Below are 13,046 nucleotides of genomic sequence, written 5' to 3'. Positions count from 1 at the left end.
GGTTTGCCGGGCCCGGCTGCGGCTAGACGCACCGGCGACAAGGAGGCGGAGGCGATCGTCATGGCGGCACCGGACACCGGCCGGGTGAGGCGCGCCCACCGCCACTGGACGGGACGGCGGGAGACGCCCGAGGAGCGGGCCGACCGGCGCTGGACGGACCTGCTCCAGGAGGTGCGGGTCGCCCAGACGGGCTCGCAGGTGCTGTTCGGCTTCCTGCTGAGCGTCGTCTTCATGCCGCGCTTCACCCAGCTCGGCGACTTCGACCGGGGGCTGTACGTGACCACGGTCGTCCTCGGGGCGCTGGCCACCGGCGCGCTGGCGGCCCCGGTGGCCTACCACCGGATCTTCGCCGGCCACCGCCTGAAGCCCGAACTGGTCGACGCGGCGGCCCGGCTGGTGGCCGTCGGCCTGCTGCTGCTGGCGCTGACCATCGGCTCCGCCCTGCTGCTCCTGCTGCGCACGGCGACGGGCTCGGCGACGTCCGGCTGGATCACCGGGGCCGTCATGCTCTGGTTCGCGTCCTGCTGGCTGCTGATCCCGGTGCGGCACCTGCACCGGCACGACTCGCGGAGCACCCGGCCTCCGGGCGACGCCGGCGGCCCGGACCGACCCGCGCCGGGTTCCGCCGGGGACGGCGGGGACGGCGGGGACGGCGGGGCTGGGCGCCCGCCGGGTTTCGGGAAGGACGGCGGGGCAAGACGCGTGCCATGAGCATCCGTACGCGTTCGAAACCGCGCACCGTGGTCATCACCGGTGCCTCCGCCGGCGTCGGCCGGGCCTGCGTCCGCGCCTTCGCCACCGGCGGCGACCGGCTCGTGCTGGTCGCCCGGGGCCTGGCCGGGCTGCGCGCCGCCTCGGCCGAGGCCGAGGCGGCCGGCTCGCCGGTGCGCACCGTCCTGGCCGACGTGGCCGACCCGGAGGCCTGCGAGGCCGTCGCCGACCGCGCCGAGGCCGAGTTCGGCCCGATCGACGTCTGGGTCAACGACGCCTTCGCCTCGGTCTTCGCGCCCTTCACGGAGATCAGCCCGGAGGAGTTCCGCCGCGTCACCGAGGTCACCTACCTGGGGTACGTCAACGCCACCCGCGCCGCGCTGCGCCGGATGCTGCCGCGCGACCACGGCACGATCGTCCAGGTCGGCTCGGCGATCGCCTACCGGGGCATCCCGCTGCAGACCGCCTACAGCGGCGCCAAGCACGCCATCCAGGGCTGGCACGAGGCGCTGCGCTGCGAACTGCTCGCCGAGGGTTCGGCGGTGCGCGTGACGATGGTCCAGCTGCCGGCCGTCAACACCCCGCAGTTCGACTGGGTGCTCAACCGGCTGCGCGGCCGGGCCCGCCCCGTGCCGCCCGTCCACCAGCCCGAACTTGCCGCCCGCGCCGTACGGTACGCGGCCGACCACCCCGGGCGGCGGGAGTACTGGGTGGGTGCCAGCACGGCCGCCACCCTGGTCGCCAACGCCCTCGCGCCCGGCCTGCTCGACCGCTACCTCGCCCGCACCGGCATCGACGCCCAGCAGGAGGACGGGCCCCGGCCGGCGGACGACCGCTGCAACCTCTGGACGCCCGTGGACGCCTCCGACGACCACGGCGCGCACGGCCGCTTCGACTCCGAGGCCCGTGAGCGCAGCGCCCAGTTGTGGGCCTCCCAGCACCACGGCCTGCTCGCCGTCGGCGGGGCCGCGCTGCTCGGGGCCGCGGCGAGGGCGCTGGTACGGCGGTCGTGACCCGGACGGCCGGCGCCTGAGCGGAGCCGAGAGCGGAGAGCGCGGAGCCGGGCCGATCATCGGACGTTCCGGCCTCGCGCTCCGGCGAACGGGTGGTCGGGCACGCCGATCCCGCGCGCGTCGGCGTTGCGCACGGGACGCCGTCACCGGCCGGACGGTACACCTGGGGCCGCTCGCCGCGACGGCGACGCTGCCAGGACGGCCGGTACAGGGGGTGACTCGATGCGGACGGTGGCCGAACTCCTGCTCTGGTGGGGGATGTTGCTGCTGCTGAACGTCGTGCTGATCAGCTCGGTGACACCGCTGGAGGTGGCGGTGGGCGGCGGCGTCGCCCTGCTCGGGGCGCTCGGCGCGCTCGCCGCCCGGCGTGGCTCCGGCGCCACCCCGGGCGGAACGGCCCGCCTCGCCCCGGCGCTGCGGGCCTTCCCGCGGACCCTGCTGGCCGACACCGGCCGGCTGGTCCTCGCCGTGCTCTCCCCCCGCCGCCGCCGGTCCGGCTTCCGCGCCGTGCGGCTCGCCCCCGGCACCGGCCCCGCCTGGGCGGCCGCGCTGCTCTCCTCGACCCCCGGCGCGTACGTGGTGGACGTCGACGGCCAGAGCCTGCTGGTGCACGCGCTCGGCCGGGAAGCCTCCGCCCTGGAGCGCGCGTTGACGGAGGCGGCCGAGTGAACGCCTGGCTGCTGGCGGCGGCCGTGCTGGCCGTCGGCGGGATCGCCCCGTGCCTGCTGCTCGGGCTGTCCGGCGAGGCGCGACGGCGCCTGGCCGGGCTGAACCTCGCCGCGCTGGTGACCGCCGTCGTGCTGCTGCTGCTCGCCCAGGGCTTCGGCCGGCCGTCGTACACCGACCTGGCGCTCGACCTGGCCGTCCTGGCCCCCGCCGGGACCCTGGTGTTCACCCGCTTCCTGGCCGGCGAGGAGCGCTGATGGGGCGGCACGCCGTGGCCCTGGTGCTGCTCTGCGCGGGCACGGCCGCGCTGCTGCTCTCCGCCCTCGCGCTCGCCGTGCTCCCCGGCCGCCACCTGCGCCTGCACGCCCTCTCGCCCGCCGCCGTGCTCGGCGCCCCGCTGGTCGCGCTCGCCCTCGCCGTGGACACCGGGCCGGGCCGGGCGGCGGTCAAGCTGCTGGTCGTCGGCGGGCTGCTGGCGGCGGGCGGCACCGTCACCACCATGGCCGTGGGCCGGGCGGCGGCACGGCCGTGACCGACGCCCTGATCGTGATCGCCCTGCTGCTCACCGCCGTCACCGCCACCGCGGCGGCGCTCACCCGCGACCCGGTCCGGCAGGCCGCCGTGCTGGCCCTGCTCGGACTGAGTCTCGCCCTGCTCTTCACCGTGCTCCAGGCGCCCGACGTCGCGCTCTCCCAGCTCGGCGTCGGCAGCGCGATCACCCCGCTGCTGATCCTGCTGACCGTCCGCCGGGTGCACCGCGAGGAGCACACCGACGAACGCCGCCCGGACGGCTCCGAGTGAACCGGACCGCCCGGCTCGGGCTCTTCCTCCTCGCGGCCTCCGTGCTGGCCGCCGCGCTGGTCGCCGCCGCCGGTGAGCTGCCCGGCTTCGGCGGCGAGCGGCACCCGTACGGCGAGCGGGCGGTGGCGGCCGGGCTGGCGCGGCGGACGGCCAACACCGTCTCCTCCGTCAACTTCGACCAGCGGGCCTTCGACACCCTCGGCGAGGAGTCGATCCTGTTCGGCTCCGTGCTCGGCACGGGCATCCTGCTGCGGCTGGCCCGGGACGAGCACAAGCGCCGCGCAGCCGCCGAGCCCGTCCTGCCCACCACCCGGCTGTTCGGCGCCGCGCTGCTGCCGGTCACCGTCCTGACCGGCGGCTACCTCGTCGCGCACGGCGCGCTGAGCCCGGGCGGCGGCTTCCAGGGCGGCGTCGCGCTGGCCACCGCCCTGCACCTGGCGTACGTCGCGGCCGACTACCGGGTGCTCAAGCGGATCCGTCCGCTCGCCGCGCTGGACGTCGCGGACGCGCTGGCCGCCGGCGCCTTCGCCGCGCTCGGCCTGATCGGCCTCGCCCAGGGCGCCGGCTACCTCGCCAACACCCTGCCGCTCGGGACCTTCAACCAGCTGTCCTCCAGCGGGCTGGTGGCCGTCGTCAACGCCGTCGTCGGGGTCGAGGTCGCCTCCGGCGTGGTGGTGCTGCTCGCCCACTTCCTGGACCAGGCCGTCGAGGTCGCCCCCCGGGGGGAGGAGGCATGAGCCTGCTGCCCTACCTGGTGGCCGGGTGGATCCTGCTGGCCGGCCTGTACGGCCTGGTGACCAGCCGCAACCTGGTGCAGGCGGTCGGCTGCCTGGCCGTCGCCCAGTCCTCGACCTACGTCCTGCTGCTCGCGGTCGGGTACCGCCGCGACGCCACCGCCCCGGTCTTCTCCGACCTGCCGACCGACGCCCCGGTGGTGGACCCGGTGGTCCAGGCACTGACGCTCACCGACATCGTGGTCGGCGCGACCGTCACCGCGCTGCTCCTCTCCCTCGTGATCCAACTGCGCAAGCGCCACGGCACGGTGGACCCGGAGGAACTGACCGGGCTGCGGGGGTGACGGCCGGTGCGCACCGCCGACCTGCTGCCGCTGGCCGTCGCCGTCCCGCTGCTGGGCGCGGCCGTCACCGCCGTCGCCGGCCGCTGGCTGCCCCGCCTCGGCCGCGACGTGCTGGCCACGGCCCTGGCCGCCGCCGACGTCGTCTGCCTCGCCCTGCTGTGGGCCCGGACCGGCCCGGACGGCCGGGCGGTCTCCTGGCTGGGCGGCTGGACCCCGAGCGACGGGCACAGCGTGGGCATCGTGCTGGTCGCCGACCGCCTCGGCAGCGGCCTCGCCCTGCTCGCGGCCGTCCTCGTGCTCGCCGTGCTCTGCTACGCCTGGCGCTACTTCGACGAGCCCTCCGGCGAGCGCGGCGGACTCTTCCCCGCGTTGCTGCTGCTCTTCGAGGCCGGGATGTGCGGCTTCGCGCTCACCGGCGACCTCTTCGACGCCTTCGTCTTCTTCGAGCTGATGGGCGCCGTCGCGTACGCGCTGACCGGCTTCCGGATCGAGGACCCGCGCCCGCTGCACGGCGCGCTGGCCTCCGGGCTGGTCAACTCGGCCGCCGCCTACCTCTCGCTGCTCGGCATCGGCCTGCTCTACGCCCGCACCGGCGAACTCGGCCTGGCCCAGATCGGCGCCGAGCTGGACCGGCTCGCCGCGCCCGGCCGCGGCCCGGACGCCCTGCTGGTCGTGGCCTTCGTACTGGTCCTGGCCGGTCCGCTGGTGAAGGCCGCCGCGGCGCCCTTCCACTTCTGGCTGCCGGACGCGCACGCCGTCGCCCCGAGCCCGGTGTGCATGCTGCTGTCCGGGGTGATGGTCGAACTCGGGGTGTACGGCGTGGCCCGGATCCACCGGGTGGTCTTCGCCGGGGCGGGCGGACTGCCGGACGCCGTCGTGCGGGACACCCTGCTGGCCGCCGGGGTGCTCACGGCGCTGGTCGGCGCCGTGATGTGCTGGCAGCAGCGGCACCTGAAGCGGCTGCTGGCGTTCTCCACGGTCGGGCACGTCGGACTGTTCCTGATCGGCGCGGCCCTGCTCACCCCGGCCGGGCTGGCCGGCACCGCGGTGTACGTGGCCGGCCACGCCGGAGCCAAGGCCGCGCTGTTCGGCCTCACCGGCGTGCTGCTCGACCGGTTCGGCTCGGTGGACGAGCACGGGCTGCACGGCCGGGCCCGCGAACTGCGCGTCACCGGGCTGCTGTTCGTCCTCGGGGCACTGGCCCTGGCCGGGCTCCCGCCGTTCGGCACCGGGCTCGGCAAGGCCGTCGCCGAGGAGGCCGCCGGGCACGAACTGGCCTGGCTGCCCGCGGTGTTCGTCCTGGTGTCGGCGCTGACCGGCGGCGCCGTGCTGCGGGCGGCCCTGCGGGTCTTCGGCGGGGCCGGCGCACCGCCGAGGGAGCACCCGGAGGTGGCCGCGACCACCGGCGAGGGCGAGGAGCCCGAGATCCGCCCGCCCGACCGGCGGCTGCCCCCGCCGATGGTCCTGGCCCCCGCGCTGCTGCTGGCCGGCTGCCTGGCCGTCGGCGTCCTGCCCGGCGTCGGCCGGGCCCTCGCGGCGGGCGCGGCCGCCTTCACCGGCCGCGAGGCCTACCTCGCCGACACCCTCGGGCGCCCGCCCGTACCCGCGGCCGCCGCGCCGGAGGCCTGGTGGACGGCCTCCGGCCTCGGGCTCGGCCTGCTCTCCGCGCTGCTGGCCGTCGGCTTCGCCACCGCCGCCGTCCGCCGGCGTCCCGGGCGCGGCACGAGTGGCCTGCACCGCGCCGCCGTCCTGCCGCTGCGCCGCCTCCACTCCGGCCTGCTGGGGGACTACGTCGCCTGGCTGGCCGTGGGAATCGCCGCCCTGCTGGTCGCCCTCACCGCCCAGCTGTAACGTCACCGCTCGGCCCGTGACGGTCACGTACGGCCCGGCCGGCCGGCGCGGCCCGGTTGCCGGCTCCCGGGACTCCGGCGGTCAGCGTCCCCGGCCGTTCCGCGGCTCGGCGGAGGTCCGGGACCAGTCCAGGTACTGCCGGCGGACGTACGCCCGGGCGTCGTCGCCGTCGGCGGTGGCGCCGTCGTGCTCGGTCAGGTACCCGGCCGCGATCCGGGCCCACGCCACCTGCTCGACGTCCGCGTCCCCGCCGGCCAGCGCCACGCGGTCGGCCCGCGCGGCGATCCGCAGCAGGTACTCGCGCCGCCTGCGGGGCGGGCTCTTGACGGTGCTCCGGCAGGCCGCGAGGTCCCGCTGCTCCTCCTCCACGCCCGGGGCGTCCGCGTAGGCCTCCGCCGGCGTTGGCACCGGCCCGACCGGCACGGTCCGCACCGGCCGGGGCGGCAGCCGGGGCAGCCCGTGGAGGGAGAGCACCGCGTCGGCGAACTCCGGCCGGTCGACGGGCAGTCCGTGCCGGCCGAACAGGGCGAACAGCTCGGCCAGGGCGCGCGGTTCGACCCCGCGCGGCCGGTCCTCGTCGGTGACGGTGAACTGGCCGAACAGCGGGCCCCAGAAGCGGCCCGGCGGGTCCACCAGGCGCAGCCGCAGGGTGATCCGGCGGACGCCGGTCTCGTCCTCCTCGTCGAACTCCATGAGCAGCCCGCGGATCTCCGACCAGGCGTAGCGCCGGGCGACCAGCAGCCGGACCACGGTGAGGCCGTCCGCCTCCTCCCGCAGCCAGCAGGTGTACGGCGTCCCGACCGCCACCGCGGCGGCGACCAGGGCCGCGATCAGCACACCCGTCGCCGGGGCGGTGGCACCGGACTCCGTCAGCGCGATCAGCGTGGCCAGGCCCAGCAGACAGCCGGCTCCCAGGCTCTCGCCCCGCCGCCGCGTATACCGCAGCCGTATCGTCCGCATCCCGTCCCGCCCCCCGGTCCGCCCGTCGCGTGTGGCTCCACGCTCCCGGGGGCCGCCCGGCCCGGGCAAGCCCCGGCGGGGAGCTGTGACGGCCCCGTGACGAACCGCCGCGCCGCCCGTCCCCGGCCCTACCGTCCGCGCAGCCGCCGGACGAGGTCGCGGGCGGCCTGCGGCCAGGCCGGGTGGTCGAAGGTGAAGCCCGCGTCGAGCAGTCGGGTCGGGACGACACGCCGGCTCTTCAGCAGCAGCTCGGCGTCGGAGCGCAGCGCGAAGGCGCCCAGCTCGGCCATCCAGCGGGTGGCGGGGAGGGCCAGCGGCATGCCCCAGGCACTGCGCAGCTCGCGCATGAACTCGCGCTGGGGCAGCGGGTGGGGGGCGGCCAGGTTGACCGGGCCGGTGAGGTCCTCGCGGGCGACCAGGAACTCGACGGCACGGGCGAAGTCCCGCTCGTGGATCCAGGAGACGTACTGGGCGCCGCCCGCGACCGGGCCGCCGGCGCCGAGCCGGGCCAGCCAGTAGAGCGCGTCCAGGGAGCCGCCGCGCTCGGGGCCCAGGACGGCGGCGGTGCGCAGCGCGACCCGGCGGGTGTGCGGGGTGTCGGCCTCCGCCTGGGTGCGCTCCCAGGCCAGGGCGACGTCGATGCTGTGCCGCCAGGCGGGCGGGGCGTCGGGTTCGCCGCCGCCGATCAGGCCGTCCCGCTCGTCGTTGGGGGCGTCGTGGCGGTGGGCGTAGACGGTGGCGGTGCTCATCTGGAGCCAGGCGGCGGGCGGCCGGCGGGCGGCCGCGACGGCCTCGCCGACGACCCGGGTCGAGTGCACCCGCGAGTCCATCATCTCCTGCCGGTTGGCCTCGGTGTAGCGGCAGTTGACGCTGCGCCCGGCGAGGTTGAGCACGACGTCGGCGCCGTCGACCTCCGCCGCCCAGGCGCCGAGGGTCCGCGCGTCCCAGCCGATCTGCCGGGGCCCAGCGGGCCTGCGGCTGAGGACGACGACCTGGTGTCCGGCGGCGGTCAGCCTCCGGTCGAGCAGCCTTCCGAGCGCGCCGGATCCGCCGGGAATGACGACCTTCATGGGCTCCCCCTCGTACCTCGGTTCCCCGGCTCCCCGGGCGCCTCGGAGTCAGCCTAGCCCAAGTTTCTGAACGCGTTCAATTCCACTGCTCCCCCAGTCGGCCCGGGTGGCTGAAACCGCGTTGAAGCCGCGTCGAAGGCGGGCCCCGGCAAGCTCCGGCCATCGGAAAGCGCCGACCGGGCCCGCCACGCGGCGGCCCCGCAGCGGCAGAGCCACAGAAGGAGCACCCGGCATGACCAGCAGCCCCGTCCAGCTCACCCCCGAGGACATCGAGAACCCCGTCGGCGCCTACGCCCGGTTCCGCGGGCAGGCCGAACTGCCCCTGGTCGCGCTGCCCGGCCTGGACACCCCGGTCCGGCTGGTCACCCGCTACACCGACGTCAAGGCCGCCCTCACCGACCCCCGGCTGGTCCGGGACCGGACCGGCGTCGCCGACCCGGCCGGTTCCGGATCCGACCCGCAGGACGAACTCCTGGCCGCCGCCTGCGAGGGCCTCCCGGCCGAGTACGCCAAGTACCTCGCCGGCCACCTGTCGCTGTTCGACGGGGAGGAGCACGCCCACCGCCGCGCGCCGCTCACCCGCGCCTTCAGCGCCCGCCGGATCGCCGCCCTGCGCGGCTTCGTCGAGCGCGCCGCCGCCGAACTGCTGGCCGGCCTCGCCGACCGGGACCAACCGGCCGACCTGCTGGGCGAGTTCGCCTACCCGCTGGCCACCCAGGTGATCTGCGAGCTGGTCGGCGTCGAGGAGGCGGACCGGCCCCGGGTCTGCGGCTGGATCCGCGACTTCGCGTACGGCGACGGCACCCGGACGGTCGAGGGCCTGGTCGGCATCGTCGACCACGTCAAGGAGCTGATCGACCGCCGCCGCGCCGAGCCCACCGAGGACCTCGTCTCCACCCTGGTGCACGACACCCGCGAGGGCGAGCAGCCGCTGGACGAGGACTACCTGGTCTCGGCCGTCTTCCTGCTGATCAACACCGGCATCACCCCGCCCGCGCTGTTCCTCGCCCACGGGCTGCTCGCCCTGTTCGACCACCCCGAGCAGCTGGCCCGGCTGCGCGCCGAGCCGCAACTGCTGGAGCGGGCCGTGCCCGAGCTGCTGCGCTACGTCACCCTGGTGCGGATCGGTGCGACCCTGTACGCGGCCCAGGACTTCGAGTTCGCCGGGACGGCGCTGCGCGCCGGAGACCCGGTCACCGTCGCCCTGCTGGCCGCCGACCACGACCCGCGGGAGTACGGCGAGGCGCCCGAACGCCTCGACGTCACCCGGGAGTTCGGGCGCGGCGACGGCCACCTGGCGTTCGGCCACGGCGTGCACTACTGCCTGGGCGCGGCGCTCGGCCGGCTGGTCACCTCGGTGGTGCTGGACCAGGTGGTGATCCGGCGGCCGGAGGCGGCGCTCGGAGTCGCCCGGGAGGACCTAGAGTTCGGGCACTGGCCGGCCGACGGCTTCCACCTGCTGCGGCTGCCGGTGCGGCTCTGAACGGCCGCGGCCCTGAACGGTTCTGACGCGCCGCGCCCTCGGCCGTACGGAGCCCGGGGTCAGACGCCCAGAAGCCGGCGCGCCTCGGCCGCCAGCGCCGACCGGTCCGGCGCCGCGCACCCGGTCACCGAACCCCCGGTCGCCGCGATCCCGGCCGCCCCGTATTCGGCGACCGCCCGCCGGTACTCCTCCCGGTCGGCCCGTTCGGCCTCGCCCCGGGCCGCCGCCGAGCCCATGGTGGGCTGGAAGTTGCGCAGGCAGCGGAACCGCTCGGCCAGCACGACCAGCCGCACGCCGGTCCTGGTCCGCTCGGGGTCGCCGTCGCGGGCGCCCCGGTCCAGTGCGACCAGGCCGAGCGCCAGCAGCAGCGTCCCGGCGAGCGGCCCCTCCACCAACGCGGCCGGACGACTGAGCAGTTCGGCCAGCCGCCCGGGGAGGGCGGCGGCCGGCGCGGCCACCCGGTCCAGCTCGCCGTGCCGGGCGTGGGCGGCCACACAGACGGCCACCAGCTCCAACGCCCAGGACCGGTCGGCGGGTGACCCGGCGGACGGCACCCCGGCGGACAGCCCTCCGGCCGGCTCACCGGACGCCACCCCGGACGGCACCGCCAGCAGCTCGGCGGACCGCCGCCACAGCGCCAGCCCGGCCGCCACCTCGCCCCGGGCCAGGGCGAGTTCGGCCCGGACGCCCAGCTCCGGGGTGAGCAGGTCGACGGCCTCGGCCGGCCGGTGCCGCACCGCCAGCTCCAGCCAGTGCTCGGCACCGTCCGGGTCCCCGGCCTGCAGGCTGCCGATCACCATGCCCCAGCGCAGGCCCAGCATGTCGGTCCAGTCGCCGAGCCGGTCCAGCTCCGCCATCGCGGCGCGCAGCAGCGGCAGCGCCTCGGCGCCCCGCTCGCCCTGCAGGTGCAGCTCGCCGAGCCGCGCCAGCGCGAGCACCCGCAGCCAGGGCACCGGCAGCGCCTCGACGGCCGCCAGTGTCCGCCGCGCCGAGGCGGTCGCCCGCTCCAACTGCTGCGCGCCCTCCCAGCGGTAGCCGGCCACCGCCTCGGCGACACCGGCGAGCAGCGGTTCGGGCGCGGCGCACAGGGCCGCCAGCGGGCCTTCGTCCGGGCTGCCGTCCCGCGCGGAGCCCAGCACCTCGGGGACGGCCGCCATGACGGTGGCGATCGCCCGGACCGGGCTGTCCGGCGCAGCCGGCGGCAGCCGCCGCAGGGCGGCGAGCAGGCGCAGCGCGCCCGTGCCGGTGCCGAGTCCGCCGCCCGCGGCGAGCAGGGTGTTGACGGTGCTCAGCGCGGTGAGGGTGCGTACCGGCTCCAGCAGCCCGGGCCCGGGGCGCAGCCGGGAGACCGCGCCGCCGGTGTCCTCGGCGAGGGCGAGCAGCCGGACGTAGTTGCCCTCGGTGGTCCACAGCCCGGCGAGTACGGCGGCGACGGCGGCCACCGTCGGTGCGTCCCCGGCAGCGAGGGCCAGGCGCAGCGCGTGGACCAGGTTGTCCTGTTCGGCGCGGGCCAGCCGCCACTGCGCCACGGCCGCCGGGCCGAACGGGCCGTCGTGGTGGGCGAGCCCGAACTCCCGTGCCCAGGCGCGGAACCGGGCGGCGACGGCCTCGTCCTCGGCCGCCTTCGTGCGCTCGGCCGCGCCGAACTCGCGGACGGTCTCCAGCATCCGGAACCGCCCGCCGCTCGGGGTGTCGACCAGCCGCAGCAGGGACTGGTCGACCAGGTCCTCCAGCACGGCCAGGACGTCGGCGCCGTCGTCGTCGAGCAGCCGCCCGGCGGCCTCGGCGGTGAAGCCGCCGGGGAAGACGGAGAGCGCGCGCAGGGCGGCCCGGCCCGACGGGTCGAGCAGGTTCCAGCTCCAGTCGACCACGGCCTGCAGGGTGCGGTGGCGGCGCGGCGCGTCCCTCGGCCCGCCGCGCAACAGGGCGAAGCGGTCGGCCAGCCGGTCGGCGATCTCGGTCACCGCCAGCACCCGCACCCGGGCCGCCGCCAGCTCCAGCGCCAGCGGCAGCCCGTCCAGCCGGGCGCACAGCCCGGCGACCGGGCCCGCGGGCAGCTGGACGTCGAGGCGGGCGGCGCGGGCCCGCTGGGTGAACAGCTCGACGGCGGCCTCCCGGTCCAACTCCGGGAGCAGGTACAGCGATTCGGCGGAGATCCCGAGCGGGGTGCGGCTGGTGGTGAGCACCCGCAGGTCCGGGCGGGCGGCCACCAGCGCGTGCACCAGGTCGGCGACGCCGCGCACCACCTGCTCGCAGTTGTCCAGCACCAGCAGCACCGGCCCGGGGCCCAGTGCGCCGGCGATCGCCGCCTGGTCCCCCGTGCCGAGCGCGGCCGCCACCGCTCCGGCCACGTCCTGGTCGGCGGCCACTCCGGCGAGCGGCACCAGGTGCACCGCCCGCTGCGCCGCCCGGCGCGCCACGGCGGCGGCCAGCCGGGTCTTGCCGAGCCCGCCGGGGCCGACCACCGACACCACGCGGGCGGCGTCCAGCAGTTCCGCGACGGCGGCGAGGTCGGCCTCCCGGCCCACCAGGGCGTTCGGCTCGTGCGGTACCCCGCGCCGCACCGGAGCCTCTTCACCGCGCAGCAACTCCTGGTGCAGCGACCGCAGTTCGGGGCCGGGGTCGGCGCCCAGAGCCTCCCGCAGGCCGCGGCGGTAGCGGTCGTAGCGGCCGAGCGCGGCGGCCGCCCCGGCCGTCCGGGCCTCGCTGCGCAGCAGTTCCAGCAGCACCTCCTCGTCCCGCGGCTGCCCGGCGGCCTCCTCGGCGAGCGCCTCGACGGCTTCCGGGTGCCGCCCGGTGCGCGCGAGCGCGAGCGCCCGGGCGCGCCGCAACGCCCGCCGGGTACGGGCCCGTTCGGCGCGCAGCGCGGACACCGGGTCCGCTCCCCCGTCCTGCGCGGGATCGCTCTGCCCGCCCCACAGTTCCAGCCCCGCCTCGGCCTCGGCGAGCGCCCCGGCGTGGTCCCCGGCCCGCGACTTCTCGGCGCACGCGGCGGCGTGCAGCAGCACCGCGGAGGCGTCCACCCGCTCCTCCCCGAGCCCCAGCCGGTACCCGGTCGGCGTGCTGACGATCAGCTCCGCCCCGAACTTCGCCCGGGCCCGGGACACCAGCACCTGCAGCGCCTTCTCCGGCCGCTCGGGCCCCTCCTCCGGCCACAGCCCGTCCACCAGCCGCCCCCGGCCGCGGCCGGCCCGCACCTCCCCCGCCAACAGCGCGAGCAGCCCCCGCAGTCCGGGGGCGGTGACCTCCTCGCCGTGGCAGGAGACGGTGGACAGCACGCGCAGCTCGATCGTCACCGCGTCAGCGTAACCAGCGGCCCCCGGCGCTGATCACCGGTCAGCGGAAGCGGACCCTTGTGCGGGAGCCCGCCGGTACCTAGGGTCACGATGTATCGGTTCGATACATCGAACCGA

At 77.2% G+C, this 13,046-nt stretch carries 13 protein-coding genes; 10 read left to right on the top strand and 3 right to left on the bottom strand.

Features of this window, described 5'->3' with window-relative positions; translation table 11 throughout:
* Nucleotides 1-60 precede the first annotated feature (60 nt).
* From ACZ5GH_RS35450 to ACZ5GH_RS35410, 9 genes are all read left to right on the top strand, one after another.
* Nucleotides 61-711 carry a DUF6328 family protein gene (locus ACZ5GH_RS35450; protein WP_464336390.1) on the top strand — a complete coding sequence of 217 codons (651 nt, stop codon included), beginning with the start codon at nucleotides 61-63 and terminating at the stop codon, nucleotides 709-711.
* On the top strand, nucleotides 708-1,724 hold the full coding sequence (locus tag ACZ5GH_RS35445; protein ID WP_387756008.1) for an SDR family oxidoreductase: 1,017 nt from the start codon (nucleotides 708-710) through the stop codon (nucleotides 1,722-1,724). The genes ACZ5GH_RS35450 and ACZ5GH_RS35445 overlap by 4 nt, the downstream gene beginning before the upstream one ends.
* Nucleotides 1,725-1,946: 222 nt before the next feature.
* Nucleotides 1,947-2,393: a hypothetical protein gene (locus ACZ5GH_RS35440; RefSeq protein ID WP_464336389.1), complete on the top strand. Its 447-nt coding sequence runs from the start codon at nucleotides 1,947-1,949 to the stop codon at nucleotides 2,391-2,393.
* Nucleotides 2,390-2,647, top strand: coding sequence for a monovalent cation/H+ antiporter complex subunit F (locus ACZ5GH_RS35435; protein ID WP_387756004.1), 258 nt, complete (start codon nucleotides 2,390-2,392; stop codon nucleotides 2,645-2,647). The genes ACZ5GH_RS35440 and ACZ5GH_RS35435 overlap by 4 nt, the downstream gene beginning before the upstream one ends.
* Nucleotides 2,647-2,922: a monovalent cation/H(+) antiporter subunit G gene (locus ACZ5GH_RS35430; protein WP_387756002.1), complete on the top strand. Its 276-nt coding sequence runs from the start codon at nucleotides 2,647-2,649 to the stop codon at nucleotides 2,920-2,922. The genes ACZ5GH_RS35435 and ACZ5GH_RS35430 overlap by 1 nt, the downstream gene beginning before the upstream one ends.
* Nucleotides 2,919-3,191, top strand: a complete 273-nt coding sequence (locus ACZ5GH_RS35425) for a Na(+)/H(+) antiporter subunit B (protein WP_387756000.1) — start codon at nucleotides 2,919-2,921, stop codon at nucleotides 3,189-3,191. Before ACZ5GH_RS35430 ends, ACZ5GH_RS35425 begins: the two co-directional genes overlap by 4 nt.
* Nucleotides 3,188-3,928, top strand: coding sequence for an MnhB domain-containing protein (locus ACZ5GH_RS35420; RefSeq protein ID WP_464336388.1), 741 nt, complete (start codon nucleotides 3,188-3,190; stop codon nucleotides 3,926-3,928). The genes ACZ5GH_RS35425 and ACZ5GH_RS35420 overlap by 4 nt, the downstream gene beginning before the upstream one ends.
* Nucleotides 3,925-4,269 (top strand): sodium:proton antiporter, encoded by a 345-nt coding sequence (locus ACZ5GH_RS35415; protein ID WP_387755996.1) that lies wholly within the window; start codon nucleotides 3,925-3,927, stop codon nucleotides 4,267-4,269. Before ACZ5GH_RS35420 ends, ACZ5GH_RS35415 begins: the two co-directional genes overlap by 4 nt.
* A 6-nt stretch (nucleotides 4,270-4,275) precedes the next feature.
* Nucleotides 4,276-6,120 carry a complex I subunit 5 family protein gene (locus ACZ5GH_RS35410; RefSeq protein WP_464336387.1) on the top strand — a complete coding sequence of 615 codons (1,845 nt, stop codon included), beginning with the start codon at nucleotides 4,276-4,278 and terminating at the stop codon, nucleotides 6,118-6,120.
* Nucleotides 6,121-6,201: 81 nt separating this feature from the next.
* Here the strand turns inward: ACZ5GH_RS35410 and ACZ5GH_RS35405 are convergent, their stop codons facing one another.
* Nucleotides 6,202-7,080, bottom strand: a complete 879-nt coding sequence (locus ACZ5GH_RS35405; RefSeq protein ID WP_464336386.1) for a hypothetical protein — start codon at nucleotides 7,078-7,080, stop codon at nucleotides 6,202-6,204.
* Nucleotides 7,081-7,208: 128 nt separating this feature from the next.
* Complete coding sequence (locus ACZ5GH_RS35400) at nucleotides 7,209-8,150, bottom strand: TIGR01777 family oxidoreductase (RefSeq protein WP_464336385.1); 942 nt, start codon at nucleotides 8,148-8,150, stop codon at nucleotides 7,209-7,211.
* A gap of 232 nt (nucleotides 8,151-8,382) precedes the next feature.
* On the opposite strand from ACZ5GH_RS35400, the gene ACZ5GH_RS35395 reads away from it, so the two are divergent.
* Nucleotides 8,383-9,633 carry a cytochrome P450 gene (locus ACZ5GH_RS35395; protein ID WP_387755988.1) on the top strand — a complete coding sequence of 417 codons (1,251 nt, stop codon included), beginning with the start codon at nucleotides 8,383-8,385 and terminating at the stop codon, nucleotides 9,631-9,633.
* A 59-nt stretch (nucleotides 9,634-9,692) separates the two neighbouring features.
* On the opposite strand, the gene ACZ5GH_RS35390 is transcribed toward ACZ5GH_RS35395, so the two are convergent.
* Nucleotides 9,693-12,929 (bottom strand): ATP-binding protein, encoded by a 3,237-nt coding sequence (locus ACZ5GH_RS35390; RefSeq protein ID WP_464336384.1) that lies wholly within the window; start codon nucleotides 12,927-12,929, stop codon nucleotides 9,693-9,695.
* Nucleotides 12,930-13,046 lie beyond the last annotated feature (117 nt).

It is taken from the genome of Kitasatospora sp. Xyl93 (assembly GCF_055383135.1).
This window is presented reverse-complemented; position numbering and strand designations above follow the sequence as displayed.

Coding starts and splice junctions, on each gene's coding strand:
- ACZ5GH_RS35450 (WP_464336390.1), top strand. CDS start 61: ATGGCGGCACCGGACACCGGCCGGGTGAGGCGCGCCCACCGCCACTGG.
- ACZ5GH_RS35445 (WP_387756008.1), top strand. CDS start 708: ATGAGCATCCGTACGCGTTCGAAACCGCGCACCGTGGTCATCACCGGT.
- ACZ5GH_RS35440 (WP_464336389.1), top strand. CDS start 1,947: ATGCGGACGGTGGCCGAACTCCTGCTCTGGTGGGGGATGTTGCTGCTG.
- ACZ5GH_RS35430 (WP_387756002.1), top strand. CDS start 2,647: ATGGGGCGGCACGCCGTGGCCCTGGTGCTGCTCTGCGCGGGCACGGCC.
- ACZ5GH_RS35415 (WP_387755996.1), top strand. CDS start 3,925: ATGAGCCTGCTGCCCTACCTGGTGGCCGGGTGGATCCTGCTGGCCGGC.
- ACZ5GH_RS35405 (WP_464336386.1), bottom strand. CDS start 7,080: ATGCGGACGATACGGCTGCGGTATACGCGGCGGCGGGGCGAGAGCCTG.
- ACZ5GH_RS35400 (WP_464336385.1), bottom strand. CDS start 8,150: ATGAAGGTCGTCATTCCCGGCGGATCCGGCGCGCTCGGAAGGCTGCTC.
- ACZ5GH_RS35395 (WP_387755988.1), top strand. CDS start 8,383: ATGACCAGCAGCCCCGTCCAGCTCACCCCCGAGGACATCGAGAACCCC.